Annotated in this window: 19 protein-coding genes; 17 read left to right on the top strand and 2 right to left on the bottom strand. The window is 68.4% G+C overall.

Annotated elements, in window-relative coordinates:
• From AC07V5_RS11430 to AC07V5_RS11415, 4 genes are all read left to right on the top strand, one after another.
• Entirely contained in the window at positions 1 to 1,251 is a 1,251-nt protein-coding gene (locus AC07V5_RS11430; RefSeq protein WP_495115799.1) for a rhamnogalacturonan acetylesterase, read from the top strand.
• A gap of 5 nt (positions 1,252 to 1,256) precedes the next feature.
• Positions 1,257 to 2,501, top strand: coding sequence for a serine hydrolase domain-containing protein (locus AC07V5_RS11425; RefSeq protein ID WP_495115798.1), 1,245 nt, complete (start codon positions 1,257 to 1,259; stop codon positions 2,499 to 2,501).
• Between the two features lie 512 nt (positions 2,502 to 3,013).
• On the top strand, positions 3,014 to 4,843 hold the full coding sequence (locus AC07V5_RS11420) for a rhamnogalacturonan lyase B N-terminal domain-containing protein (RefSeq protein ID WP_495115797.1): 1,830 nt from the start codon (positions 3,014 to 3,016) through the stop codon (positions 4,841 to 4,843).
• A gap of 11 nt (positions 4,844 to 4,854) precedes the next feature.
• Complete coding sequence (locus AC07V5_RS11415; RefSeq protein ID WP_495115796.1) at positions 4,855 to 5,529, top strand: PEP-CTERM sorting domain-containing protein; 675 nt, start codon at positions 4,855 to 4,857, stop codon at positions 5,527 to 5,529.
• 67 nt (positions 5,530 to 5,596) lie between these two features.
• Here the strand turns inward: AC07V5_RS11415 and AC07V5_RS11410 are convergent, their stop codons facing one another.
• Both AC07V5_RS11410 and AC07V5_RS11405 read right to left on the bottom strand, forming a co-directional pair.
• Positions 5,597 to 6,991, bottom strand: a complete 1,395-nt coding sequence (locus AC07V5_RS11410; RefSeq protein WP_495115795.1) for an FGGY-family carbohydrate kinase — start codon at positions 6,989 to 6,991, stop codon at positions 5,597 to 5,599.
• Positions 6,988 to 7,869 (bottom strand): DeoR/GlpR family DNA-binding transcription regulator, encoded by an 882-nt coding sequence (locus AC07V5_RS11405; RefSeq protein WP_495115794.1) that lies wholly within the window; start codon positions 7,867 to 7,869, stop codon positions 6,988 to 6,990. Before AC07V5_RS11405 ends, AC07V5_RS11410 begins: the two co-directional genes overlap by 4 nt.
• Before the next feature lie 486 nt (positions 7,870 to 8,355).
• Between AC07V5_RS11405 and AC07V5_RS11400 the strand changes: the two genes are divergently transcribed.
• Genes AC07V5_RS11400 through AC07V5_RS11340 form a run of 13 tightly spaced genes read left to right on the top strand, consistent with a single transcriptional unit; the run spans position 8,356 to position 26,071 of the window.
• Positions 8,356 to 10,464 (top strand): bifunctional rhamnulose-1-phosphate aldolase/short-chain dehydrogenase, encoded by a 2,109-nt coding sequence (locus tag AC07V5_RS11400; protein ID WP_495115793.1) that lies wholly within the window; start codon positions 8,356 to 8,358, stop codon positions 10,462 to 10,464.
• A gap of 23 nt (positions 10,465 to 10,487) precedes the next feature.
• Positions 10,488 to 11,786, top strand: a complete 1,299-nt coding sequence (gene rhaI / locus AC07V5_RS11395) for an L-rhamnose catabolism isomerase (RefSeq protein WP_495115792.1) — start codon at positions 10,488 to 10,490, stop codon at positions 11,784 to 11,786.
• 1 nt (position 11,787) lies between these two features.
• The gene (locus AC07V5_RS11390; protein ID WP_495115791.1) at positions 11,788 to 13,155 is read left to right on the top strand and encodes a glycoside hydrolase family 28 protein; all 1,368 of its coding nucleotides are present in this window, start codon (positions 11,788 to 11,790) and stop codon (positions 13,153 to 13,155) included.
• A 13-nt stretch (positions 13,156 to 13,168) separates the two neighbouring features.
• Positions 13,169 to 13,492, top strand: a complete 324-nt coding sequence (locus AC07V5_RS11385; RefSeq protein ID WP_495115790.1) for an L-rhamnose mutarotase — start codon at positions 13,169 to 13,171, stop codon at positions 13,490 to 13,492.
• Positions 13,456 to 14,211, top strand: a complete 756-nt coding sequence (locus AC07V5_RS11380) for a DUF6250 domain-containing protein (RefSeq protein ID WP_495115789.1) — start codon at positions 13,456 to 13,458, stop codon at positions 14,209 to 14,211. The genes AC07V5_RS11385 and AC07V5_RS11380 overlap by 37 nt, the downstream gene beginning before the upstream one ends.
• The gene (locus AC07V5_RS11375) at positions 14,208 to 15,749 is read left to right on the top strand and encodes an alpha-N-arabinofuranosidase (RefSeq protein WP_495115788.1); all 1,542 of its coding nucleotides are present in this window, start codon (positions 14,208 to 14,210) and stop codon (positions 15,747 to 15,749) included. The genes AC07V5_RS11380 and AC07V5_RS11375 overlap by 4 nt, the downstream gene beginning before the upstream one ends.
• Positions 15,746 to 17,587, top strand: a complete 1,842-nt coding sequence (locus AC07V5_RS11370) for a glycoside hydrolase family 2 protein (protein ID WP_495115787.1) — start codon at positions 15,746 to 15,748, stop codon at positions 17,585 to 17,587. The genes AC07V5_RS11375 and AC07V5_RS11370 overlap by 4 nt, the downstream gene beginning before the upstream one ends.
• Positions 17,584 to 20,517, top strand: coding sequence for a glycoside hydrolase family 2 protein (locus AC07V5_RS11365; RefSeq protein WP_495115786.1), 2,934 nt, complete (start codon positions 17,584 to 17,586; stop codon positions 20,515 to 20,517). The genes AC07V5_RS11370 and AC07V5_RS11365 overlap by 4 nt, the downstream gene beginning before the upstream one ends.
• The gene (locus tag AC07V5_RS11360) at positions 20,514 to 22,883 is read left to right on the top strand and encodes a glycoside hydrolase family 95 protein (RefSeq protein WP_495115785.1); all 2,370 of its coding nucleotides are present in this window, start codon (positions 20,514 to 20,516) and stop codon (positions 22,881 to 22,883) included. Before AC07V5_RS11365 ends, AC07V5_RS11360 begins: the two co-directional genes overlap by 4 nt.
• A complete protein-coding gene (locus tag AC07V5_RS11355) occupies positions 22,880 to 23,914 on the top strand; it encodes a glycoside hydrolase family 43 protein (RefSeq protein ID WP_495115784.1) in 1,035 nt (344 codons plus the stop codon). The genes AC07V5_RS11360 and AC07V5_RS11355 overlap by 4 nt, the downstream gene beginning before the upstream one ends.
• Positions 23,911 to 24,693, top strand: coding sequence for an alpha/beta hydrolase family protein (locus AC07V5_RS11350; protein ID WP_495115783.1), 783 nt, complete (start codon positions 23,911 to 23,913; stop codon positions 24,691 to 24,693). Before AC07V5_RS11355 ends, AC07V5_RS11350 begins: the two co-directional genes overlap by 4 nt.
• Positions 24,693 to 25,175 carry a hypothetical protein gene (locus tag AC07V5_RS11345; RefSeq protein ID WP_495115782.1) on the top strand — a complete coding sequence of 161 codons (483 nt, stop codon included), beginning with the start codon at positions 24,693 to 24,695 and terminating at the stop codon, positions 25,173 to 25,175. The genes AC07V5_RS11350 and AC07V5_RS11345 overlap by 1 nt, the downstream gene beginning before the upstream one ends.
• 41 nt (positions 25,176 to 25,216) lie before the next feature.
• The gene (locus AC07V5_RS11340; protein WP_495115781.1) at positions 25,217 to 26,071 is read left to right on the top strand and encodes a hypothetical protein; all 855 of its coding nucleotides are present in this window, start codon (positions 25,217 to 25,219) and stop codon (positions 26,069 to 26,071) included.
• Positions 26,072 to 26,085 lie beyond the last annotated feature (14 nt).

The raw sequence follows: 26,085 nt of genomic DNA, 5'->3' as shown, positions 1-26,085 counted from the left end.
ATGAAGCAACTCCTCCTCGTCGCCAGCCTGCTGGCTGCGCCTGCTTGGGGCCTCGACACGCTGCGCTTCAACTTCGACGGCAAGCCCGCTGCGGGCGAAGTGGCCGTGTCGGCCGACACCGGCTACAGCCGCGAGCGTGGCCACGGCTTCGAGGCCAGCGACGCGCGCAACGGCGCCGGCCTGCCTTACTTCTTCTCGGTGGACCTGCCCGAAGGCAACTACCGCGTCACCGCCACGCTGGGCGGGCCAACCGCCAGCGACACGACCATCAAGGCCGAACTGCGCCGCCTGCAGTTGGACAGCGTCAAGCTGCCCGCCGGCAGCACGCAGACGCGCAGCTTCATCGTCAACGTGCGCACCGCCAACATCGCCGCCGTGCCTGGGGTGGAAGCCGGCCGCGTGAAGCTGAAGGAGCGCGAGATCGTCGGCGAAGCCTGGGCCTGGGACCGGCGCCTGACGCTGGAGATCAACGGCAGCCAGCCGGCGCTGCACAGCCTGGCCATCGAGCCGGTCACGCTGCCCACGGTCTACCTGCTGGGCGACTCCACGGTGGCTGACCAGTCTGGCGAGCCCTACGCCAGCTGGGGCCAGATGCTCACCAACCTGTTCAAGCCGACCGTGGCCGTGTCCAACCACGCCGAGTCGGGCGAGACCTTCCGCGACTCACTGGCGCGCCGGCGCATCGACAAGATCCTGTCCACGCTGCAACCCGGCGACACGGTGTTGCTGCAGTTCGGCCACAACGACCAGAAGCAGCAGAAGGACGGCAGCGGCAACGCCGAGACCTACAAGGCCGAGCTGCGCACGCACGCTGAAGCCATCCTGGCGCGCGGCGGTGCGCCGGTGGTGGTGTCGTCGATGGAGCGCCGCAACTTCGACGCGCAGGGCAAGCTCAAGCCCAGCCTGACCGAGTACGCCGACGCGGCACGCGCGGTGGCGCAGGACATGAAGCTGGCCTTCATCGACCTCAACGCGATGAGCATCCAGCTCTACGAGGCACTGGGGCCGGAGCGCTCGCAGCTGGCGCACCCGATGAACAACGGCAAGCTGGACAACACCCACCACAACAACTACGGCGCCATGCAGTTGGCGCGTTTGGTGGCGCTGGGCCTCAGGGAAGCCCGGGTGCCGGTGGCCGCGCAGCTGCGGGATGATCTTGGCGCCATCGAGCCCAGCAAGCCGTTGGCGCCGGAGCAGTTCCGCGTCGCGGCCAGCCCCGGCTTCACCAATCAGCGACCGTTGGGCGACTGAGCCGAATGAAGACTGCCGTTCTTGCCGTGGCGCTGGCCTGCGCCACGCTGACCCACGCTCCCCTCACCGTCGCCGCCCCAGCCAAGGCTGCCGCCGTCGCCGCCAACGGCTTCTCACCCGAGCGCCTGCAGCGCCTGGACGCGGCCATCGACGAGCAGATCAGCAAGCAGCAGCTCGCCGGTGGCGTAATGGCGGTGCTGCGCGACGGCAAGCCGGTCGTCTTCAAGGCCTATGGCCAGCGCGACATCGAGAACGCCAAGGCGATGCGCACGGACACGATCTTCCGCATCGCGTCCATGACCAAGGCGCTGACGACAGTCGCGGCCATGATCCTCTACGAGGAAGGGCGTTTCCTGCTGAAGGATCCGGTGGCGCGCTACCTGCCGGCCTTCGCCAACGTGCAGGTCGCCTTGGCCCAAGGCGGCAACGAGAAGCCACGCCGCACGCTGACCATCCACGACCTGTTGACCCACACCTCGGGCATGAGCTACGGCCCCGGCCCGGCCAAGGCGGCCTACGACGCAGCGGGCCTGAAGGACTGGTATCTCGTCGGCAACGACGAGACGCTGGCCGCATGGACCGACCGCTTCGCCGCGCTGCCGCTGCAAGGCCAGCCCGGCGAGCAATTCATCTACGGCTACGCGACCGACGTGCTCGGCCGCCTCGTTGAGGTCGTGTCCGGCCAGCCGCTGGACCGCTTCATCAAGGAACGCATCACCGATCCGCTGCGCATGCCGGACACCAGCTTCTCGGTGCCGCCCGAGAAGGTCGAGCGCCTGGCAAATGTCTACGGCCTGGAGGGCGGCCAACTCAAGCTGATGGAGACATCGGCCAGGAGCGACTTCGTCAACGGCCCGCGCAAACTGCTGTCCGGCGGCGCCGGCATGCTGTCCACCGCGGGCGACTACACGCGCTTCCTGCAGATGCTTCTGAACAAGGGCGAGCTGGACGGTGCCCGCATCCTCTCGCCCAAGACCGTGGAGCTGATGACGGCCGACCATCTCGGCCCGAAGTCCGGCGGTGACGCCGATGGCTTCGGCCTGGGCTTCTGGGTGAACGTGAGGCGCGGCGGTTTCAAGGAACTGGGCAGTGAAGGCGCCTTCGGCTGGGGCAGCGCCTACTTCCCGCAGTACACGGTGGACCCGAAGGAACGCCTCGTCATCCTGTTCATGACGCAGCTCAGGCCGGCCGGCAATTCGACGCTGCACTTGCGCGTGCGCAACCTGACGTATCAGGCACTGATGAAGTAGCACTCGCAGGCCCGCCGGGAGGTGCGGCCTGCTCATGCATCGCTCACGCCATGGCCATTCGCGGCGGGTGAGCGCTCCCACGATTCCCATTTCGTTATCGCGCCAACGGGCGATCAATCACGTGGGTGACTGCATGCCAAAACGCTCAAGCGGTTGAGTACACGCGCCATGAGGCCCTCCCTAGAGTCCGCTCCGGCTGATGGCTAGGGCCTGTTCACAAGACGGCAATAGGTCGCGAAGGCCGGTCATCAGGGGCCAATCAAGGCGCAGCGCACCGCCCGCACTCATGTGCGGGCAAGCGGTGCAACGCCGAGTGGCCCCTGATGACCGGCCTTCCCGAAGGGTTGAGGCCAGGCAAGCCGCGCGCGACGTTGCAAATCCTCGCCGGGTACCCGACCCGGCTGTGGTTTGCGCCTTGCTCGCGGCTTGCCTGGCCTCAACGCGACCCATTGCCGTCTTGTGAACAGGCCCTTCCGCAGACCGTGAACAACGACACAAAACCAGGAGACCTCATGAACACGACAAGCACGCGCCCACCCTGGGCGCGATGGCTGGCCGCAGGCCTGCTCGCCGCCACGGCACCGGCCGCGATGGCGGCCTTCAGCATCACCACCGTCCACGACAACAACAACGCCGCGCGGCCGCAGTACGTCATCGACACGGATGCCGGCCTGGTGTTCAAGGTGCGCGCCTGGGACAACGGTGCCAGCACCACCTCCGCCGGCGACATCTCCAGCATGCTCTACAAGGGCGTGGAGTACGGCGACCCGGCACGCGGCACGCAGCTCAACTCCGGCGCCGACTGGCTCTACAACGGCGTCAGCGCCGTGGCCGTGAAGGCCGAGCTGGTCAGCGCGAACGGCACGGTCACGCCGGCCGCCACCACGAACGGCGGCGTCGTCACCGGCAACGACTACATCCGGGTCACGCTGACCGTGAACAGCCTCAAGGGTGGCGTGCTGACGCACTACTACCTGGTGAAGAAGGGTGAGTCCAACATCCACATGGGCACGCACTTCACCGAAGAGCCCGATGTGCACGGCCTGGTGCGCTTCATCGCGCGCATTCCCATCGCCAAGCTGCCCAACGGCGGCCCGGCCAACGCGGCCGGCGGCCTCGTCACCTACGGCGCAGACAGCTACTGGGCCGAGGACCTGCGCGGCACCAGCGCCGCCATCGAGGCCAGCGACGTGTTCGGCTTCCCGGCCACCGACGCGCGCTACGGCCAGTCGCGTTCCAAGCACTACGCCAACCGGCGCCTGAAGGACTGGCAGTTCCTCGGCGGTACCGGCCCGGGCGTGGGCATCTGGTTCTGGCGCGACAACAACGAGGGTGGCTCCAGCGGCCCGTTCTACCGCAGCCTGCTGCAGCAGATCACCAGCACGCACAACGAGCTGACCTACATGGTCAATTACGGCGAGGCGCAGATCGAACCCTTCCGCCTGAACGTGCTGAACACGTACACGATGATCTTCAACGACGGCACGGCGCCGACGGCAAGGCCTGACACCAGCTGGTACGGCACGTTGGGCATGGTCGGCTACGTGCCGCCGGTGGGCCGTGGTGCGGTCAACGTGGCCGGCCTGAGTGGCCGCGTGGCGGGCGTGCCCTACACGGTGGGCATCGCCAACGCGCAGGCCCAGTACTGGGTCGACGCCGACCCGGTGGACGGCCACTTCACGGCCGAAGGCATGCTGCCCGGCAGCTACACGATGACGGTCTACAAGGGCGAACTTGCCGTGCAGACGGTGCCCGTGACTGTGACGGCCAACACCAGCTACGCGCTGAACACGGTCGCCATCACCGCCGACCCGGAGGCCACACCCGCCATCTGGCGCATCGGCCGCTGGGACGGCACGCCGCAGGAGTTCATCAACGGCGACAAGCTGACCTTCATGCACCCGTCCGACGTGCGCATGGCGTCGTGGAACGTCGGGCCCTTCGTCATCGGCCAGTCCAACGCCGCAACCCAATGGCCGCCATACCAGTGGAAGGACGTGAACAACGGCCTGCAGGTGCGCTTCACGCTCAAGCGCGGCCAGAACGCAGCGCCGCTGCGCCTGCGCATCGGCATCACGGCCGACTACAACAGCGCCCGCCCGCAGGTCACGGTCAACAGCTGGAGCTCCGCCATCCCGACCGCGCCGCCCAAGGTCTCGCGCAACGTCACGGTGGGCACGTACCGCGGCTTCAACCGCACCTACACCTTCGACATCCCGGCCGCCCAACTCGTCGTCGGCACCAATGTGCTGACCATCAACACCGTCAGCGGCACGGCGGGCACCAGCTTCCTGAGCCCGGCCCTGTCCTTCGACGCCATCGACCTCGTCGCAGCGCAATGAACGCCAGCACCATGAAAACCATCGCTCCTCTTCTCGCCGCCTTGCTGGCCCTGCCCGCAGCAGCTGCCGTCGTGCAGACCACGGGTGCTGGCAGCGCCACACCAGGTGCAACGCACCTGACGTACGCGGCCGACTTCGACACCAACACGACGTTGGCCAGCCCCTGGTCGGAAGGCGGCCTGCTGTTCAGCCACACCGGGCTGGGCAACGACAACGGCGGTTGCGGCTACGCGGGTGGCAACTGCGTGGACCTCGGCGCCGGCGAGAGCTACAGCCAGTCCTTCTCGGGCAACTACTTCGCCACGGCCGGCATGAACGCCTATCTGTCCATCCGCAGCACGGGCGCCCAGCTCAACGGCATCGAGTTCGCCGTCGACTCCGGCTACGCCAACATCTATCTGATGTGGCAGACCTGGCTGAACGGCGCGCTGACCGGCAGCGGCCGCGTGTCGCTGGGCGCCGCCGGCATTGGCGACGTGCTGGGCCTGAGCGACACGGTCGGCTTCAACGAGGTGCGGGTCTACGCCTTCGACAGCGCGACCGACACGGCCGGCTACAGCGCGCCAGCCATCGACAGCGTGCGCGCCTTCACCGTGCCGGAACCCGGCTCGCTGGGCCTGGCTTCGCTAGCGGGGCTGGGCGTGGCCGGCATTCGCCGCCGCACCAACCGCAGCAGCGGCGGCTGATCAGCCAAGCGCCAAAGTCAAAGGGCCGGTCTCGCGAGAGGCCGGCCCTTTTTGCGTTCACGCGCGGTCAGTGCGCGCCGGCGTAAGTTCGCCAAGCATCGTGATAGGCCCGCCATCCCGGCGGGTTCAGCGCGGCCACCGGCGCCGCGGCGGCGTCAGGCGCACGGCCCCAGGAGTCCAGCAACCAGGCTCCGCAGGTCGTGCCGCTGCTGTCGTCCGACACCATCACGTCGCGGCCCTCGGTCAGCCCGGCCAGCAACGGGCCGAACCACGGGTTCGCCGTGAACGCACCCTCCACGACCACACGCCCCCTGGCGCCGAGGGCTGCCAGGCAGTGGTCCGTCATCTGCACAACGTAGAGCGTGGCCAGCGCAGCCTGCTCGGCGGGTGTCGCTGGTGGCGGGCCGGTGACGCGGCCGGATTGGCCGGCGAAGGGCCCGCCGGTTTCGGCAAAACAAGGCAGGGCCATCGTCCGCCGCGCAATCAGCCGCTCGATGTCCTCGACCGTGAACGCCGCCGGCTGCGCGCCGGCAATCGCGCCGAACTCGCGCCCGCCCATGAAGCGGATGCAGGGCACGGCATCGCCAAAGACGTTGCAGTTGGCCAGCATGTCCTGCGCCTCGACGAGAGGCTTGGTCGCCGAGCCCAGGGCCGCGGCGATGACCCAGGTGCCGGTGGACAGCACGGTGCAGGGGCCGCTCTGTTGCAGCGTCAGCAGATGGCGAAGCAGTGACGCGTTGCTGTCGTGGATGCCGCAGACGATCTCGCAGTCGGCCGGCAGCCCGGTGTCGGCGGCCACATCGGCCCGCAGCGTGCCCAGGCGCGCCCAGGCCTCGCGCTGCGGCGGAAACAGCGCCTGCCAGCCCTGGCCCTCGACCAGGGACGACCAGCTGCGCTGCCGCGGCCGCCACAGATCGGTATGGCAACCCAGCGACGTGACCTCACTGGCCGCCACATTGCAGAAGCGCCAGGCCCAGTACTGCGGGTACATCAGCACATGCCGGGCACGCGCGAACTCCGCGGGGAAGCGGGCTTGCAGCCAGTCCAGTTGCCGGCCCAGGTTGAGACCAGCGGGCAGCTGCGGCGAACCGCTCTCGTCGAAGGCCGGGCGCAGCGAGTCGTAGCGCGCCGCATCGGTCGCGTCGCCCGGCACATGCTCGTAGTCGGGCACCGGCAGCACCAGGCCGGAATCGTCGATCAGCGCGGCCGTGGCGCCGTGCGTGACGGGCACGATGGCGCGGATGTGCGCCAGCGCCGACAGCTCGCGCAGCTGCCCCAGCATCCAGCTCCACAGCCTCTCGGTGTCGTGGTGCGGGTAGAGGCCATCTCGGCGCACGGTGTTGGGCGTGCGCGCCTCGGCCAGCGTTTTGCCGGCCGCGTCGATGAGCGTCAGCTTGGCGTTGGTCTTGCCGATGTCGAGGACGACAGAGCCCGAAACGAGATCACGGGCCTTAGAGCTCAAGACACCAGTCCTGCGTGCCGGTGGTAGGACCCCGACTCCAGCACCGCGGCGTAGTCATGCGAGCTCAGCGCCGACGCCTCCATCACCCGAGGGTCCAAGCTTTCAGGCTCCACGGTGATGACGCGCACGCCGTAGTGCTCCAGCAGCTGCACGGCGCTGTCGGACGCCCCGGTGTCGGTGATGACGGTGGACACGCGGTTCAGCCCGCACAGCACCAGGCCCGCCTTGCGCTGGAACTTGGAACTGTCCACCAGCACCACCAGCTCTTCGGCCTGGCCGATGAGGCGCTTCTCGGCCTGGATCAGCAGCGGGTCGGCTTCCATCAGGCCCAGGATGCTCAGGCCGTAGACGCCCATGAACATCTTGGCCGCGTAGTGGTGCTGGGCCACGTCGTTCTCGAACGGGCTGAGGATGACGTTCTGCTCGCGGTAGACCTTGCCGCCGGGCAGGATGATTTCGTTGTCGCTGGTGACGAGCAGGCGCTCGGCCATCAGGAAAGAGTTCGTGAGAATCTTCAGCTGTTTCTCGATGAGAAACTCCGCCATCATGAACGTGGTGGTACCACCGTTGATGATGATGGTTTCGCCGTTATTGCACATCGACGTGGCATAACGCGCAATGGCACGCTTGGCGGCAGTATTTTGCTGGGCGTTGTTTTGAAAAGTCTCGCTGGTCAGCGCATAAGACTTTTTCTTCTGCTCCAGCCTTTGCGCACCGCCTCGGGTGCGGGTCAGCTGGTTTTTGGCGGCCAGCCAGGAAATATCCCGGCGCACCGTGGCGGCAGAAGCCGACAACCATTCCATCAATTGCTGCACGCTGGCGTGCTCGCGCTCGTCCAGCAGTTTGAGCAGACGCTTATGGCGCTTGTGATTGATCATGGGGATCACCTTTATCGGGCGCCCTGCCTGAAAGGCGGCGACCGTTGTCTCGTCGTTATGTCACCCAGCCCTCAGTTGCATTCACGGGGCGGGCGTCGCTTGGCTTCGGCAGCCCGGCTGAGGCCAGGCGCCTGATCGCGACCGGTGAGCGTAGGCGCCGGCCGCTGGAGCCGCCTCCGCCTTCGATCAGAAACGCTCAAGTAGCGGCCTTCTCAGAGGTGAAACGCAGTTCCGAATTGCAGAGTACGCCAGTCGACAGGCCAGGTCAATCAGCAAACGCTCACGGCCGTGAGCGTTTCATGAGCGATCGGGGGCCGCGCCGCGCTTTCGCTCATCCTTTTGATTTCCTGTGGCGCCGCCGCGCAGGGGCCCGCGTTTCGCTTCACACTGCGGCCCGTTTCCTCGATGAATCTCCCGCAAATGGCGGGCTCCGGGCCGCCCCATGCGGCCATGGCGATGAATGACGGATTGAATACAGGCAAGCTGATGACTGCAATTTCCCAAACCCCTGCACAAACTCCGATCGTCTCCAAGTGGGACGACGCCGTGGCAGCCAAATTGAGCGAACCGGAGCTGCTGCTCTATCGCTCCAATCTGCTGGGCTCGGATCTGCGCGTGACGAATTTCGGCGGCGGCAATACCTCGGCCAAAGTCAAGATGCGCGACCATCTGACCGGCGACGACGTCGACGTGCTGTGGGTCAAGGGCTCCGGCGGTGATCTGGGCAGCATCAAGCTCGATGGTTTCTCCACGCTCTACATGGACAAGCTGAATGCGCTGAAGAAGCGTTATCGCGGCCTGGAACATGAAGACGAGATGGTGGATTACCTGCCGCACTGCACCTTCAATCTGAATCCGCGTGCGGCGAGTATCGATACGCCCCTGCATGCCTATATCCCGAAGGCGCATGTCGACCACATGCACCCGGACGCGATCATCGCCATCGCCGCCTGCGCCGACAGCCGCCGTCTGACCGAAGTGATCTTCGGCGGCCAGCTCGGCTGGCTGCCCTGGCAGCGCCCCGGCTACGACCTGGGCCTGAAGCTGGAAGCCCTGGCCACCTCGCAGCCCCACCTCAAGGGCATCATCCTGGAAGGCCACGGCCTGTTCACCTGGGGTGACACCGCCAAGAGCTGCTACGAGATCACGCTGGACATGATCCGCCTGGCCGAGCAGTGGCTGTCCGAGAACGTCAAGCAGCCGGTGTTCGGCGGCGTCAAGACCATCACCCTGCCTGCCGACCAGCGTGCAGCACTCGCCGCCAAGCTCATGCCCGCCCTGCGTGGCCGCATCAGCGCGAGTGAGCGCAAGCTGGGCGACTTCAACGACAGCGACGCGGTGCTGGAGTTCGTCGGCAGCAACGACCTGGCCAAGCTGGCTGCGCTCGGCACGTCCTGCCCCGACCACTTCCTGCGCACCAAGATCCGCCCGCTGGTGCTGGACTTCGACCCGGCCAACCCCGACATCGACGCCGTGCTGGCTGGCCTGGACGCGGCGCTGGAGGCCTACCGCGCCGACTACCGTGCCTATCACGAGCGCTGCAAGCGCCCGAACAGCCCGGCCGTGCGCGATGCCAATCCCATCATCTACCTGATTCCCGGCGTGGGCATGCTGTCCTTCGCCAAGGACAAGGCCACCGCCCGCATCGCCGGCGAGTTCTACATCAACGCCATCAACGTGATGCGCGGCGCCAATGGCGTGGACACCTACGTCGGCCTGCCCGAGCAGGAAGCCTTCGACATCGAGTACTGGCTGCTTGAAGAAGCCAAGCTGCAGCGCATGCCCAAGCCCAAGAGCCTGGCCGGCCGCGTGGCCCTGGTCACCGGCGGCGCCGGCGGCATCGGCCAGGCGGTCGCCCGCCAGCTGCTGCAGGAAGGCGCCTGCGTCATGCTGACCGACATCGACGGCGAAGCGCTCGAAGAAGCCAGCCAGGCCCTCATCAAGGTGGGCGGCAAGGACGCCGTGGCCACCGTGCGCGGCGACATCACTTCGGAAGCCGAAGTGGAAAGCCTGATCGCAGCCACGGCGCTGCGCTTCGGCGGCCTGGACATCCTCGTGTCCAACGCCGGCATCGCCTCCGCCGCGCCGCTGGAAGACACCTCGCTGGAGATCTGGAACCGCAACCAGAACATCCTCGTCACCGGCTACTTCCTCGTCAGCCGCGCCGCCTTCCGCCTGCTCAAAGCACAGAAGATCGGCGGCAGCATGGTGTTCGTGGCCAGCAAGAACGGCCTCGTCGCCTCCGCGGGCGCCTCAGCCTACTGCACGGCCAAGGCGGCCGAGATCCACCTGGCCCGCTGCATCGCACTCGAAGGTGCTGCCGTCGGCGTGCGCGTCAACGTCGTCAACCCCGACGCCGTCATCCGCGGCTCGCGCATCTGGGACGGCAAGTGGAAGGAAGAGCGCGCCGCGTCCAACAAGATCGACAGCGACAACATCGAAGAGTTCTACCGCCAGCGCAGCATGCTCAAACTCAGCGTGCTGCCCGAGGACATCGCCGAAGCGGTGTATTTCCTGGCCAGCGACAAGGCCGGCAAGAGCACGGGCAACATCCTCAATGTCGACGCGGGCAACGCCGCCGCGTTCACCCGCTAACAATCGGCGGGAAGGAGACAAGCATGACAACGACCATCATCGACGCCGGCCAGGTTGAGCAACACAACGCCAGCCAGCGCGCCACGCTGCAGGCCGACTACGACGCGCTGGGCGGCATGCTGTCCCGCCGCGGTGTGGACATCGAGGCGCTGACCGCCACGGCCCAGACCTTTGCCGTCGCCCTGCCCAGCTGGGGCGTGGGCACTGGCGGCACGCGCTTCGCGCGCTTCCCCGGCAAGGGCGAGCCGCGTGACGTGACCGAGAAGCTGGAGGACTGCGCCGTCATCCACCAGCTGACGCGCGCCACGCCCACCGTGTCGTTGCACTTCCCCTGGGACAAGCCCGCCGACCCCAAGGCCCTGCGCCAGCAAGCTGACAGCCTGGGCCTGAGCTTCGACGCGGTGAACTCCAACACCTTCCAGGACCAGGCCGGCCAGGCCCACACCTACAAATACGGCAGCCTGACCGCGCAAAGCCAAGCCGCCCGCGAGCAGGCCGTGGCGCACAACATCGACTGCATCGAGCTGGGCAAGACGCTGGGCTCCAAGGGCCTGACGGTGTGGGTGGGCGACGGCGCCAACTTCCCTGGCCAGCACAACCTGCGCGGCTCGCTGGAGCGCTATCTGGACAGCGCCAAGGGCATCTACGCCGCGCTGCCGGATGACTGGCTGATGTACATCGAGCACAAGCTGTTCGAGCCGGCGTTCTACTGCACCGTCATTGCCGACTGGGGCACCAGCTTCGCCGCCGCGCAGACGCTCGGCGAGAAGGCCAAGTGCCTGGTGGACCTGGGCCACCACGCGCCCAACACCAACATCGAGATGATCGTGGCGCGTCTGGCGCAGTTCGGCAAGCTCGGCGGCTTCCACTTCAACGACAGCAAGTACGGCGACGACGACCTGGACTCAGGGAGCATCGACCCCTTCCAGCTCTTCCTCGTCTTCAACGAGCTGGCCGATGCGGCAGCGCGTGACGGCGCGGCCTTCAAGCCCGCCTACATGCTGGACCAATCCCACAACGTGACCGACCCCATCGAGAGCCTGATGAGCAGCGCCGTTGAAGTGCAGCGCGCCTTCGTGCAGGCCGCGCTGGTGGATCGCAAGGCGCTGGCCGGCTTCCAGCTGGAGAACGACGCACTGCAGTCGGCCCAGGCGCTGAAGAAGGCCTTCCGCACCGACGTGAGCCCCATCCTCGCGATGGCGCGCCTGCGCAGTGGCGCCGCCATCGACCCGGTCGCGGCCTACCGCGCCAGCGGCTACCGCGAAAAGGCCGCCGTGAAGCGCCCGCCCAAGGCAGGAGCCTCCGGCAGCGGCATCGTCTGAGGTGGACGCCCAAGCCTTTGGCGCTCGCGGTGACGGCCTCACGCTCGACACGCGGGCGCTGCAGGCCGCCATCGACGCCGCCGCGCTGCAGCGCACCACGCTGCGCATCCCGCCCGGCACCTACCTGACCGGCTCGCTCTTCCTGAAGAGCGGCATGACGCTGCAGCTCGACCGCGGCGCCACGCTGCTGGGCTCGCGCAACCTCGCTGACTACCCGGTGATGCCCACGCGCGTTTCCGGCATCGAGATGCGCTGGCCGGCGGCCCTCGTCAACATCTACGGCGAGCACGACGTGGGCCTCGTCGGCGAAGGTTGCATCGACGGCGACGGCCAGGTCTTCTGGGACAGCTACTGGGCCCTGCGCGCCACCTACGAGCCGCGCGGCCTGCGCTGGGCGTCGGACTACGACGCGCAGCGCCCTCGCCTCATCCAGGTCTTCGAATCGGCTCGCGTGACTATCGGCGACGGCCTGCTGCTGCGCCGCTCCGGCTTCTGGACGCTGCACCTCTGCTACAGCGAGGACGTGACCGTCGACAGCCTCACCATCCGCAACAACGACGGCGACGCGCGTGGCCCGTCCACCGACGGCATCGACATCGACTCCTCGCGCCGCGTGCAGGTCCGCCGCGCCGACATCGCCGTCAATGACGACGCGCTGGTGCTCAAGGCCGGCCGCGACGCCGACGGCCTGCGCGTCGCGCGCCCCTGCGAAGACATCAGCATCAGCGACTGCATCGTCCGCGAGGGCGCCGCGGGCCTGACCTTCGGCAGCGAGACCTCGGGCGGGTTCCGGCGCATCACCGCCCGGCGCATCGAGGTGCACGCACCCGTGCCGGTGGGCTTGCTGTTCAAGTCCGCGCCCAGCCGGGGCGGCTTCATCGAAGGCGTGACGGTCAGCGACCTGGCCCTGCACGACGTGCCCACCGCGCTGCGCGTGACGATGAACTGGAACCCGGCCTTCAGCCGCGCCGACATCCCCGCCGCCGAGCGCGCCGCGGCGCCCGCCCACTGGCTGAACCTCGCCACGCCCGTACCGGCCGACCAGGGCCGCGTGCAGGTCAACGGCGTACGCATCGAGCGGCTGACGGCTTGTGGCGCGGGAGTGGCCTTCGAGGTCGATGCCTACGCCGAGGCGCCGCTGCGCGGATTTCAGTTCACCGACCTGGACATCGAGGCCCAGCGTGGCGGCCATATGCACGACGTGGCGGACTGGCGCTTCACCGGCTGCCGCCTCGCCCTGGGCGAGCCCATCGCCGTGGGCAGCGGCGTCGCGCTGACCGGCTTGTCGCCGGCAAGCTGGCGCGTCGACCCGACCCTGCGCCGCCGCGACGTGTCGACGCTGAGCATGGCCGAGCAGGACGTTCTTTAGGAGACAAGAAGACATGAGCGACGAGATCCGCGCCTTCAAGATGCAGCTCAAGCCCGGCGTGGTGCCTGAGTACAAGAAGCGCCATGACGAGCTGTGGCCCGACCTGGCCGAGGCGCTGCGCGGCGCCGGCATCCATGACTACTCCATCTTCCTGGACGAGAGCACGCTGAGCCTGTTCGCCGTGCTGAAGCTGAAAGCGGGCTACCCCATCGACGCGCTGCCCACGCTGCCCGTCATGCGCCGCTGGTGGGACTACATGGCCCCGCTGATGGAAGTCGAAGCCGACAACAAGCCGCGCCAATGGGCACTGCCTTCCGTCTTTCACTTTGCGGGCTGATCCTCTTGCTGCCGTTGGCGGCGGGGGCTTGGTGCGAAGCACCGCGCAAGCTGGAGCCGGTCGCCACTGACGACTTCCGCGCCGGCCTCGCTCGCTGGCGGCTGGAGGCCGAGGACGAGCGCTCCGTCGTCACCGCCCAGGGCGGTGTACTCGACATCGCCACGCCCGCCGGTCTCTCGCTGTGGTGGCGCGAGCCCTTGAGCGGCGACTACGCCATCCGCTTCACGGCAGTGGCCCTGCCCGCCCCAGCCACTGCGGGCGCACTCGCCGGCCGGCTGTCGGACCTGAACATGTTCTGGAATGCGCTCGAAGTTGACGGCAGCGAGCCCTATCCGCGCAGCGGCAAGTTCGCTGGCTACGACACGTTGCCCACCTACTACGCCGGCTTTGGCGCCAATGGCAATACGACGACGCGGCTGCGCCTTTACGAGAACGGCCAGCGCCGTTTGCTGGCCGGATTTGCCGACGGCGCAATCGCCGAGCCTGGCGAGCTGCCCATGACGCCGCAGACGCGGCTGCATGCCGCCAAACCGCTCAGCATCGAGATTGTTTCGCGTCAACCGACGGCTGCCGATCCCGTTCACTTGCGCTGGCTCGCCGATGGGCGCGCCGTCTTCACCCGCGCCGACCCCAACCCACGCCTGCAAGGCTATTTCGCGTTGCGCACCACGACCAGCCGTCTGCAGATACGCGATTTCCAAATCCTCCACTGCCGATGAAACACCTGCTCCCCGCCCTCAGCCTTGCCGCCTCGCTTGCTGTCCACGCGGCGGAGCCGGTCAAGGTCGACATTCAGGCCGACAAGCCCGGCCCGGTCATCGCGCGCCAGATCTACGGCCAGTTCGCCGAGCACCTGGGCGCCGGCATCTACGAAGGCCTGTGGGTCGGCACTGACAGCAAGATCCCCAACGTGCGCGGCTGGCGCAGCGACGTGGTGGGCGCACTGAAAGCAATCAAGGTGCCCGTGCTGCGCTGGCCCGGCGGCTGCTTCGCCGACGAATACCACTGGCGCGACGGCATCGGCCCGCAAGCCCAGCGCCCGCCGCGCGTGAACACGAGCTGGGGCGGCGTCATCGAGCCCAACGCTGTGGGCACGCACGAGTTCCTGGACCTGGCCGAGCAGCTCGGCAGCGAGGTCTACCTGAACGCCAACCTCGGCTCCGGCACGGTGCAGGAGATGGCCGAGTGGCTGGAGTACCTGACGGCCGAAGGCGACACGGCCCTGGTCCGCCAGCGCCGCGCCAACGGCCGCGACAAGCCCTGGCGGGTCCAGTACTGGGGCATAGGCAACGAAAGCTGGGGCTGCGGCGGCCATATGAAGCCGAGCTACTACGCCGACCTCTACAAGCACTGGTCCACCTTCGCCAAGGCGCCGCGCGGCAACCGGCCCAAGCTCGTCGCCAGTGGTGGCCAGGAGCTTGAGCTGAACTGGGTGGAGACGCTGAGCGCCGACATCAAGCAGCGCATGGACGCCGTGACCCACCACCAGTACTCGCTGCCCACCCGCGACTGGAAGAAGAAGGGTGGCGCCATCAATTTCCCCGAGGCCGAGTGGATCTCCACGCTGGCCGTGCCCCAGACCATCGACGGCTACCTCGCCAAGCACCGCGAGATCCTGGACCGCAACGACCCTGCCAAGAAGGTCGCCATCTACTTCGACGAATGGGGCAGCTGGTACGACCCCGAGCCCGGCACCGACCCCGGCTTCCTGGTGCAGCGCAACACGCTGCGCGACGCGGTGCTGGCCGCCCTGCACTTCCATGTCTTCCACCGCCATGCCGAGCGCGTGAAGATGGCCAACATCGCGCAGATGGTCAACGTGCTGCAGGCGATGGTCATCACCGACAAGGACCGCATGGTGCTGACGCCCAGCTACCACGCCTTCGCGATGCACCTGCCCTTCATGGACGCGACCTCGCTGCCCGTGCAGCTGGAGAGCGTGCCCAGCTACAAGCTCGGCAAGTACAGCATCTCCGCCGTCAGCGCCAGCGCGGCCAAGGGTGCGGACGGCAAGCTGCTGCTGAGCCTCACCAACACCAACCCGACGCAGGATCTGACGCTGCAGCTCGCCGTGGGTGGCAAGGGCGTGCGCGCCGTGAACGGCCAGTTGCTGACCGCCGCGACGATGGACGCTGAGAATCGCTTCGAGACGCCCGACCGCGTCAAACCCCAGCCCTTCAAGGCGCAAGCCAAGGACGGCAACCTGGCGCTGACGCTGCCAGCCAAATCAGTGTTGGTACTTGAGGTGCAACCATGATCCGTCGTCTTCTCTCTCGTCTTCTTTGCCTGCTCGCCTTCATCGCCGTACCGGCCCTCGCCGCCGACGCGCTGCGCCCACCCCTGCTGCTGACGGCTCGCACCGCCGACCAGGATTTGTCGGGCCGCTGGGCCTATTCCAAGGACCTTTACCGGACAGGCTTCACCGACATCAACGGCTGGCCCGCCAAGCCGCGCATGCAGCGCTTTCGCGATGTCGACGTGGCCGCGGCCGAGGCCAAGGGCGGTGTCGGTTTCTTCGAATACGACCTCGACCGCGCGCCGGCGCTGGACATCCCCGGCGCCTGGAACTCTGCTGTTCCCGAGCTGCGCTACTTCGACGGCCTGATGTGGTTCCAGCGCCGCTTTGATGCGCCCATCAAGCCGGGCCGGCGCAGCTTCCTGCGCTTCGAGGCCGTGAACTACCGCACCACGGTCTTCCTCAATGGCCAGGAGGTGGGCAGGCACGAAGGTGGCTTCACGCCCTTTGTCGTCGAGGTCACGCACGCGCTGCGCGAGCAGGGCAACCGCCTGGTCGTCGGCGTCGACTCCAAGCACGACGCCCAGAGCATCCCGGCCGAGATCACCGACTGGGATCTCTATGGCGGCATCACCCGGCCGGTGAAGCTCTTCCAGACGCCTGCTACCTTCATCGACGACGCCACGCTGCGCCTGACCGATGCCGGCCGCATCGTCGGCAGCCTGCAGCTCAACGGCCCGCAGCTGGCCAACCAGGCCGTGAGCCTGCGCATCGCTGCGCTGAACCTCACGCTGCAGGCCCGCACCGACGCGAACGGCGAGGCCCGCTTCGACACCGCCGCACCGGCCAGTCTCAAGCGCTGGTCGCCCGAGTCGCCGACGCTGTACGACGTGGACTTCGAAGCCGGCGGCGACCGGGTGCGCGACCGCATGGGCTTCCGCACGATCGCCGTGCGCGGCGCCGACATCCTGCTCAACGGCCAGCCCATCACGCTGCGCGGCATCTCCATCCACGAGGAAGAGATCGGCCCCAACCCGGCGCGCCGCATCGACGAGGCCGCCGCGCGCCGGCTGCTCGGCGAGGTGAAGAACGGCCTGCACGGCAACTATGTGCGCCTGTCGCACTACCCGCACAACGAGACCATGCTGCGCGTGGCCGACGAGATCGGCCTGCTGGTGTGGAGCGAGATCCCCGTCTACTGGAGCATCGACTGGGACACGCCCGCCGTGCTCGACAAGGCCCGCCGCATGCAGGCCGAGACCATCTACCGCGACCGCAACCGCGCAGCACTCATCCTGTGGAGCATCGGCAACGAGACGCCCGTGGCCGAGAACCGCACGCGCTTCCACACGGCCCTGGCCGAAACCGTGCGCGCACTGGACGCCAGCCGCCTCGTCAGCGCGGCCCTGCTTGTCGAGCGCAAGGGCGACGTCATCCACATCGCCGACCCGCTGCTGCCCCAGCTCGACGTCATCGCCGTCAACACCTATGCCGGCTGGTATGGCGACGACACGCTGGCCGACGTGCGCCGGCTGCGCTGGGACGTCCCGGCGGACAAGCCGCTGCTGTTCTCCGAGTTTGGTGCCGATGCCTTCGCGGGCTTCCGCGACCCAGTGTTGAAACCGAAGTTTTCCGAGGACTACCAGGCCGACTACTACCGCGCGACCTTCGCCATGGCCGCCAAGGTGCCGACGCTGCGCGGCCTGTCGCCCTGGATCCTGAAGGACTTCCGCTCGCCGCGCCGCGAGCACCCGGTCTACCAGAACGGCTGGAACCGCAAGGGCCTGATCTCCGAGATCGGGCAGCGCAAGCTGGCGTTCGACGTGCTGGCCGAGCACTACAAGGCGCAGGCCAAATGAAGCGGTGGCTGGCCGCCCTGGCCTTGGCAGCGGTGGCGCTGTCGGCCCACGCGGCACGCGAGGTCTACAACTTCAATCCCGGCTGGCGCCTGCACGTCGGCGAAGCCCCCGGCGCCGAAGCCACGGCCTTCGACGACACCCCCTGGAAGCCCGTCACCCTTCCCCGCGCCTGGAATGAAGACGATGCCTTCGCCAAAGACATCGTCGACCACAGCACCGGCATCGCCTGGTACCGCAAGCGCTTCACGCTGCCAGCCGACGTGGCCGGCCGCAAGGTCTTCATCGAATTCGAAGGCGCCCGCCAGGCCGCCGAGGTGTGGGTCAACGGCCAGCGCGTGGGCCTGCACGAGAACGGTGTCACCGCCTTCGGCTTCGACCTCAGCAAGGTCGTCAAGCCTGGCGACAACCTCATCGCCGTGCGCACCGACAACCGCTGGGACTACCGCGAGCGAGCCAGCAACCAGCGCTACCAATGGGCCGACCGCAACTTCAACGCCAACTACGGCGGCCTGCCCAAGAACCTGCGGCTGCACGTTACCGACAAGCTCTACCAGACGCTGCCCCTGTTCTCCAACCTCGGCACCACCGGCGTCTACGTGCACGCGGCCGGCTTCGACATCAAGGCCGGCCGCGCCACCATCACCGCTGAAGCCCAGGTGCGCAACGAGCACGGCCAGCCGCGCCGCTTCGGCTACGACGTGAGGCTGCGTGATGCCGCCGGCCTCGTCGTCGCCAGCTTCAAGGCGCCGCCTCAAACCATTGCCGCCGGCGCCACCACCACCGTTGCTGCCCGTGCCCCGGTCACCGGCCTGCAGTTCTGGAGCTGGGGCCATGGTGCGCTCTACGACGTGGAGACGACGCTGAGCGTCGACGGCAAGCCAGTCGACCGCATCGTCACGCGCACCGGCTTTCGCCAGACAGCGTTCGCCCACGGCATGGTCACCCTCAACGGTCGCGTCATCCAGCTCAAGGGCTATGCCCAGCGCACCAGCAACGAGTGGCCGGCCATCGGCCTCTCCGTGCCCGCCTGGCTCAGCGACTACGGCAACGGCCAGATGCTGGCCAGCAACGCCAACTTCGTGCGCTGGATGCACACGGCGCCGTGGGCGCAGGACGTCCAGTCGCTGGATCGCATAGGCCTCATGCAGGCCATGCCCACGGGCGACTCCGAGGCCGACGTGACCGGCCGCCGCTGGGAGCAGCGCATGGAGGCGATGCGCGACGCCATCATCTACTTCCGCAACAGCCCCAGCATCCTGATGTACGAGACGGGCAACCGCGGCGTCAGCGTCGAGCACATGGCCGAAGCCAAGGCCTTGCGCGACCGCTACGACCCGCACGGCGGCCGCGCATCGGGCAGCCGCGAGATGCTGTCCAAGGCGCTGCAGGACGTGGCCGAGTACGGCGGCGAGATGCTCTACGTCAACAAGAGCGCGCGCCGGCCGATGTGGGCCACGGAATACTCCCGCGACGAGGGCGCCCGCAAGTTCTGGGACGAACTCTCCCCGCCCTTCCACCGCGACGGCGATGGCCCCGAGCACAAGGGCCAGAGTGCCGCCAGCTACAACCGCAACCAGGACTCGCACGCTTTGGAAGACGTGCGCCGCTGGGTGGACTTCTGGCGCGAGCGGCCCGGCACCGGCACGCGCGTGTCGTCGGGCGGCGTCAACATCATCTTCAGCGACAGCAACACCCACCACCGCGGCGCCGAGAACTACCGCCGCAGCGGCGAGGTGGACGCAATGCGAATCCCCAAGGACGGCTTCTTCGCGCATCAGGTGGCGTGGGACGGCTGGGTGGACATCGAGCGCCCACGCGCCCACCTGCTGGGCCACTGGAACTACGCGCCGGGCACGGTCAAGACAGTCACCGTCATCTCCAGCGCCGCCCGCATGCTGCTGACGCTGAACGGCAAGCCTCTCGGCGCGGCCGAGGCCAGCGAGCCCTTCGTCTTCCGCTTCGACGGTGTGCGCTTCGAGCCCGGTGAGCTGCGTGCCGTCGGCTTGGACAAGGATGGCAACAAGGTCTGTGAGGACTTGCGCGTCACCGCCGGCCCGCCCGCCGCGCTGAAGCTGAGCGTGCAGACGCACCCGCAAGGCCTGCAGGCCGATGGCGCGGACCTGGCGCTGGTGCAGGTGGAGGTCGTCGACGCCGCCGGCCGCCGCAACCCGGTCGCGCTCGACACAGTGAAGTTCACGCTGGACGGCCCGGCCGAATGGCGCGGCGGCATTGCGCAGGGCGAGGGCAACTTCGTGGGCGCGCGCGAGCTGCCGGTGGAAGGCGGCGTGAACCGCGTGCTGGTGCGCAGCACGACCGAGGCGGGTGCCATCAGGCTGCGCGCCGAGGCGCAAGGGCTGGAGGCGGCCACGCTGGAACTGCGTTCACAGCCGGTGCAAGTCAGCGGCGGCTTAAGCAAGCGTTTCCCGGCCGACGGCGTCAGCCACCAATCCACACGCGGCCCGACGCCTTCAACGCCCTCGTTCACCGTCAGCCGCATCGCCGTCGCCGTGGCCTCGGTGGAGGCCGACAGCGGCACGCCAGCCCAGGCCATCGACGATGACGAGAGCACGTCGTGGACCAGCGAGGCCGGCAAGGGTGCCATCCGCTTCCGCCTCGCCGAGCCCACGACGCTCAACGAAATCACGCTCAAGCTCGGCGGCTGGCGCGAGCGCCAGTACCCGCTGGTCATCCGCGTCGACGGCGCCGAAGTCTGGCGTGGCCTGACCGAGCGCAGCCTGGGCTACGTGACGCTGCCGCTCAAGGCCCGGCGCGGCCAGGTCGTCAGCATCGAACTGACCGGCGACGCCCAGGGTGGTGCCGAGACGGCGAACACCGAGGTCGCCAACCAGAAGATCGTCGACACCGGTGCCGCTCGCCTCGGCCGCGGTGTGCTGTCCATCGTCGAGGCCGAGTTCTACCGAGCCCCATGACCAACACCTCACGCCGCCGCTGGATACAGCAGCAAGTCGCCCAAGCCGGGCTGCTGAGCCTGGGCACGCCGGCTTTCTCTGCCACCGAGGCCGCCACAGACAACCAACTGCGACTCTGGTATCGCCGCCCCGCCGACGAGTGGACGCAGGCGCTGCCGGTCGGCAACGGGCGGCTGGGCGCGATGGTGTTCGGTGGCACGCACACCGAGCGGCTGCAGCTCAACGAGAGCAGCTTCTTCGCCGGCGGCCCCTACGACACAATCAACCCGCGCGCCCGCGAGGGCTTGCCCAAGGTGCGCGAGCTGGTGTTCGCCGGCCGCTACGCCGAGGCCGAGAAGCTGGCCAACGAGACGCTGTTCGGCCAGCCCATGAAGCAGATGGCCTACCAGCCGCTGGCCGAGCTGATCCTCGTCTTCCCCGGCCTGGACGGCGTGCGCGGCTACGAGCGCAGCCTGGACCTGGACGAGGCGCTGGCGAGCACGCAGTTCCGCACCGGCGGCACGCAGCATGTCCGCGAGGTCTACGCCTCCGCGGCCGACCCACTCATCGTCGTGCGCCTGGCCGGCGACAAGCCGCGCGCCATCACCTGCGACATCACGCTGAGTGCGCCGCACCAGCAGCGCAGCGGCGGCGAGGGCGGCCACACGCTGTGGGTGGCGGGCATGAGCCCCACGCAAGGGGGCATCGAAGGCCGCCTGCCTTTCGAGTGCCGGCTGCAGGTCGTCACGCGCGGCGGCAAGCTCGTGGCACGCGACGGTGGCCTGCAGGTGCAAGGCGCCGACGAGGCCTTCATCCTGATCACCGGCGCCACCGGCTACAAGCGCTTCGACGATGTCTCCGGTGACCCCATGGCCGCCAACAAGGCGACGCTGGCCGCGGCGACGGCACGCGGCCCCGAGGCGCTGCGCCAGGCCCACCGCGACGACCACCAGCGCCTGTTCCGCCGCGTCGCCATCGACCTCGGCGCCGGCTCCAACGCCGCCCTGCCCACCGACGAGCGCATCGCCCGCTTCGCCGAAGGCCAGGACCCCGGCCTCGCGTCGCTCTATCTGCAGTACGGCCGCTACCTGCTGCTGGCCAGCTCCCGGCCCGGCACGCGCTTCCCGGCCAATCTGCAGGGCATCTGGAACGAGAAGGTCAATCCGTCGTGGGGGTCCAAGTGGACCATCAACATCAACACGGAGATGAACTACTGGCCCGCCGAGCTGTGCAACGTCGGCGAGACCATCGAACCGCTGATCTGCATGGTGGAAGACCTCGCCCTCACCGGCGCCAAGGTGGCGCGCGCGATGTATGACGCGCCGGGCTGGGTCGCCTTCCACAACACCGACGGCTGGCGCGTGGCCGCCCCCACCGACGGCGCCCGCTGGGGCCTGTGGCCCATGGGCGGCGTGTGGCTGGTGAACACGCTCTGGCAGAGCTGGCTGTTCCGGCGCGACCCGGTGCTGCTGAAGCGCCTGTACCCGCTGCTCAAGGGCGCCGCCGAGTTCCAGCTCGCCACGCTGGTGAAGGACCCCAAGAGCGGCTTCATGGTCACCAACCCCAGCGTGTCGCCCGAGAACGGCCACCCTCACGGCTCCTCGGTCTGCGCCGGCCCGGCGATGGACAGCCAGCTGCTGCGCGACCTCTTCTCCCACGCCGCCGAGGCTGCGCGGGAGCTGCGCACCGACCGGCCGTTCGCCAAGGCCTGTGAAGCCATGCGCGAGCGCCTGCCGCCCGACAAGATCGGCGCCGCCGGCCAGTTGCAGGAATGGCAGGAAGATTGGGACCTGCAAGCCCCGGAGCTGCAGCACCGCCACGTGTCGCATCTGTACGCGCTGTATCCGTCGGACCAGATCACACCCGACGACACGCCCGCCCTCGCCGCCGCCGCACGCAATGTGATGGAGCGGCGCGGCGACGACACCACCGGCTGGGGCATAGGCTGGCGCATCAACCTGTGGGCGCGGCTCAAGGACGGCGAGCACGCCCACGCGACGCTGCAGCGCCTGCTGCACCCCAAGCGCAGCTACCCCAACCTCTTCGACGCCCACCCGCCCTTCCAGATCGACGGCAACTTCGGCGGCGCCGCCGGCATCGCCGAGATGCTGCTGCAGAGCCACCGCGGCCGCATCGAGCTGCTGCCGGCGCTGCCCTCGGCCTGGCCCGCCGGCAGCGTCAGCGGCCTGCGGGCGCGCGGCGGATTCGAGCTGGCCATGGCGTGGCAGGGCGGCGAGGTGCAGTCGCTGAAGCTGCGCAGCATCACCGGTGGCAGCACCGAGCTGCGCTGGCGCGGCGGCAAGCTCTCGCTCAAGCTCGCTGCCAACGACACTGCCGCGTTCGAGCGCCGCAACGGCCGACTGCAACGCCTGGAGTCCCCCACTTGATCCGACCCGCCCTGACCCGCCGCGCCTTGCTCGGCGCCGCCCTGCTGACCCCGGCGATGACGACCCTCGCGCAAGCCCCCGCCGCGCCGACCCCATTGCCCTGGCCCAACCCCCTCGTCGCCCAGCGCGCCGACCCGCAGATCATTCGCCACGGCGACTGGTACTACCTGATGGCCACCGTGCCCGCCTACGACCTGCTGGAACTGCGCCGCGCGCGCAGCATCGCCGGCCTCGCGACGGCCGAGCCCAAGGTGATCTGGCGCAAGCACGACAGCGGCCCCATGAGCCGCAACATCTGGGCGCCTGAGCTGCACTTCATCGACGGCCGCTGGTTCATCTACTTCAGCGCCGGTGAGGCCAAGGAGCCGTGGAAGATCCGCCTGTGGGTGCTGGAGAACGCCTCCGCCGACCCGCTCCAGGGCGAGTGGGCCGAGCGCGGCCAGGTCAAGACGGCTTGGGAAACCTTCACGCTGGACGCGACCTTCTTCGAGCACCGCGGCAAGCGCTACCTGGCCTGGGCTCAGACCGACCCGGCCAAGAAGAACCACAGCACCGACATCTTCATCTCCCGCATGGCCAGCCCCACTGCGCTGGAAGGCCCGCAGGTGCGGTTGAGCCAGCCCGACTACGCCTGGGAGAAGGTGCGCCACATCGTCAACGAGGCACCCGCCGCGCTCGTCCACGGCGGCCGTGTCTTCATCACCTACTCAGCCGCCGGCACCGGCGCCGAATACTGCCTGGGCCTGCTGTGGGCCGACGAGAACGCCGACCTGCTGGACCCGAAAAGCTGGCGCAAGTCACCCGGCCCCGTCTTCAGCACCAGCCCCGAGAACGGCCAGTACGGCCCCGGCCACAACAGCTTCCTCGTCGAGCCGGACGGCACGGTGCTCAACGTCTTCCATGCCCGCAACTACCGCGACATCGTTGGCGACCCGCTGAAGGACACCGGCCGCGCCACGCGCGTGCAGCCACTGGCCTTCACGGCCGACGGCATGCCCGACTTCGGCCTGCCGCTGCGCGAGAAGCCATGACCGTCATTGCTTTGACTGATGGTGCGCCCAACGTCTTCGACGGCGAATCGCGCAACCGCATCTGCCGCCGCCCGACGCGCGCCGAGCTGCACGCCTACCTGTCACCGACAACCGCACGCGGCCGCGCCCTCGTCTATGCCGGCGGCGGCTACCTGCAGCTGATGCACGACAAGGAAGGCGTCGAGATCGCACAGTGGCTGAACACGCTGGAGCTGGATGCCTACGTGCTCGTCCACCGCCTGCCCGGCCAGGACGGCCAGCCGTTCGACATCGCGCTGCAGGATGGCCTGCTGGCGCTCGACCACCTCGCCACCTTGCCACGCTTGCCGCTGCTGCACGTGGGCCTGTCCTCCGGCGGCCACCTGGCCGGTGTGATGGCCTGCCAGCGTGAATCGGCGGGCGCCGTCATTGCCTACGCGCCCCTCAACGCCAACCACCGCGACCACAAGTTCCCGCCAGGCAAACTCGACTTCCCGCCGCCCGAGAAGCAGGCCTTCTACGACGCCTGGCCCATCGGCATCGCGACCGAACCGCACGGCCTGCCGCGCTGCCCGGTTTTCCTGGCCTACGCGCTGCATGACCCCATCGTGCCCATCGCCCATGCGCTCAATCTGATCTCGGCGGCGCAACAGCACGGGCTGGACGTGGAGGCTCATGTCTTCCCGCAGGCCGCTCACGGCTTCGCGCTGCGCGGCCTGGACGGCACGCAGGACCAGTGGCCGGCGCTCGCGGTGCGTTGGATGAAGGACCACCTGCCACCTGGCCCGTCGGCAGGCTGATGGTCCATCCCCAGCTCACGATCGGTCGCCTGGCCCTGCTCGCCCTGGTCGGCGCCACCAGCGCGTGCACGGTCTTCCCGCGGATGGACGTCCGCTACACGCTGCCCAACGAAGGCAAGGTGTCGCAGATCGTCCAGAGCCAGTGGATGAACAGCAAAGCGGCGTTGCGCAGCGCGGTGCAGGCTGCCATCGCACAAGCGCAGGTACCCGGCGAAACCTCGGCTCGCGACCTTCAGGCGCTCGGTTTCGTCTGCAGCGACGAGCCCGCCGCGCATTGCGTCCATCAATCGAGCCTGCGCTACCGCATCACGCCCGCCCCGGCTGCAGCGAATTCCGAACAGACCATGACGTTTCGGATTTCGGCCCTGCGCGAGGGGCAGCACTGGCGCGTCGACGTCGCCATCGCATGCGGCGCTGTCGGCCGGCCCGGCGCCGAGCCGGGCAGTGCCATGCGCCTCAGTACATGCAACGATGATCCGTAACCGCGCTGACCTTGCGCGCTCATCGGGACAACGATTCAAGCATGCTGCAAGAGATCAATACCAGGGGCGATTACCGAACGAAGGTGCGCGAGTTCGACGCCGTGCTCGAGTATGGCAAGGCGGCGTCGGCAGCCCTGACCGGGCTGACACTGTCTGCGCCGCACATCAGCTATGGCGAGCAGATCTTCGCCAAGCTGCTAGCCCACTGCATTGCCTTGCGCCGGCTGGCGCCCGACCCCGGCCAGCAGCAGCCGCGCGAGCTGTGGGACCTGCCCTCCATGAGCGCCGTGGCGCGCTGCGTCGTCGAGGCGCACGACGCCTTCGAGTACATCGCCGGCCACGCAGTGACAGATCCGGAGCGCGGCTTCCGCATCCGGCTCTGGGAGCTGCATGACGCCACTCGACGCCTGAAGATCCTGGCCCGCATCGGCTCGACCGACCCAGCCATTGCCCGCATCCGGGCGGACGCCGCGCGGCTTCAGCTGGCGCTGGATGCGCACGAGCACTTGGCCTCGCTGCCGCCCGAGCTGCAGGCCGCGCTGCGCCTGCGTCTGGCGCGCAACGACCCGCCGGACTTCCACCTGAGCCGGCGCCAACGCTGCGAGATGAGCGGCGTGAACGCCGACTGGCATGAGGCCATCACGATGCAGCTCTCGCAGCATGTGCACACACTGCCGTTCTCCGTGCATCAGCTCATGCAGTTCCAGGCCGGCACGCCCGAAGCCCTGCGCCTGATGGCCCAGCCGCTCGTGTTCGCCCTGCCCTTCCTCGTCCGCGTGATCCAGGCCATGGAGCAGCTGTTGCCAGGACGAGCGCCCAAGCCACCCAGCCGAACCGCCCGCACGATGATCGTGTGGCGCGCCCTGTCCCAACGAGGAACCCAGGGGGTCGAATGAGCGCCGTTTGCCTG

Source organism: Roseateles sp. GW821-FHT02E12 (genome assembly GCF_059421665.1).
This window is presented reverse-complemented; position numbering and strand designations above follow the sequence as displayed.

What these genes read in the sequence shown, in the direction of transcription:
- AC07V5_RS11430 (WP_495115799.1), top strand. Translation starts at nt 1, where the DNA reads ATGAAGCAACTCCTCCTCGTCGCCAGCCTGCTGGCTGCGCCTGCTTGG.
- AC07V5_RS11425 (WP_495115798.1), top strand. Translation starts at nt 1,257, where the DNA reads ATGAAGACTGCCGTTCTTGCCGTGGCGCTGGCCTGCGCCACGCTGACC.
- AC07V5_RS11420 (WP_495115797.1), top strand. Translation starts at nt 3,014, where the DNA reads ATGAACACGACAAGCACGCGCCCACCCTGGGCGCGATGGCTGGCCGCA.
- AC07V5_RS11415 (WP_495115796.1), top strand. Translation starts at nt 4,855, where the DNA reads ATGAAAACCATCGCTCCTCTTCTCGCCGCCTTGCTGGCCCTGCCCGCA.
- AC07V5_RS11405 (WP_495115794.1), bottom strand. Translation starts at nt 7,869, where the DNA reads ATGATCAATCACAAGCGCCATAAGCGTCTGCTCAAACTGCTGGACGAG.
- AC07V5_RS11400 (WP_495115793.1), top strand. Translation starts at nt 8,356, where the DNA reads ATGACTGCAATTTCCCAAACCCCTGCACAAACTCCGATCGTCTCCAAG.
- rhaI (WP_495115792.1), top strand. Translation starts at nt 10,488, where the DNA reads ATGACAACGACCATCATCGACGCCGGCCAGGTTGAGCAACACAACGCC.
- AC07V5_RS11385 (WP_495115790.1), top strand. Translation starts at nt 13,169, where the DNA reads ATGAGCGACGAGATCCGCGCCTTCAAGATGCAGCTCAAGCCCGGCGTG.
- AC07V5_RS11380 (WP_495115789.1), top strand. Translation starts at nt 13,456, where the DNA reads ATGGGCACTGCCTTCCGTCTTTCACTTTGCGGGCTGATCCTCTTGCTG.
- AC07V5_RS11375 (WP_495115788.1), top strand. Translation starts at nt 14,208, where the DNA reads ATGAAACACCTGCTCCCCGCCCTCAGCCTTGCCGCCTCGCTTGCTGTC.
- AC07V5_RS11370 (WP_495115787.1), top strand. Translation starts at nt 15,746, where the DNA reads ATGATCCGTCGTCTTCTCTCTCGTCTTCTTTGCCTGCTCGCCTTCATC.
- AC07V5_RS11365 (WP_495115786.1), top strand. Translation starts at nt 17,584, where the DNA reads ATGAAGCGGTGGCTGGCCGCCCTGGCCTTGGCAGCGGTGGCGCTGTCG.
- AC07V5_RS11360 (WP_495115785.1), top strand. Translation starts at nt 20,514, where the DNA reads ATGACCAACACCTCACGCCGCCGCTGGATACAGCAGCAAGTCGCCCAA.
- AC07V5_RS11350 (WP_495115783.1), top strand. Translation starts at nt 23,911, where the DNA reads ATGACCGTCATTGCTTTGACTGATGGTGCGCCCAACGTCTTCGACGGC.
- AC07V5_RS11345 (WP_495115782.1), top strand. Translation starts at nt 24,693, where the DNA reads ATGGTCCATCCCCAGCTCACGATCGGTCGCCTGGCCCTGCTCGCCCTG.
- AC07V5_RS11340 (WP_495115781.1), top strand. Translation starts at nt 25,217, where the DNA reads ATGCTGCAAGAGATCAATACCAGGGGCGATTACCGAACGAAGGTGCGC.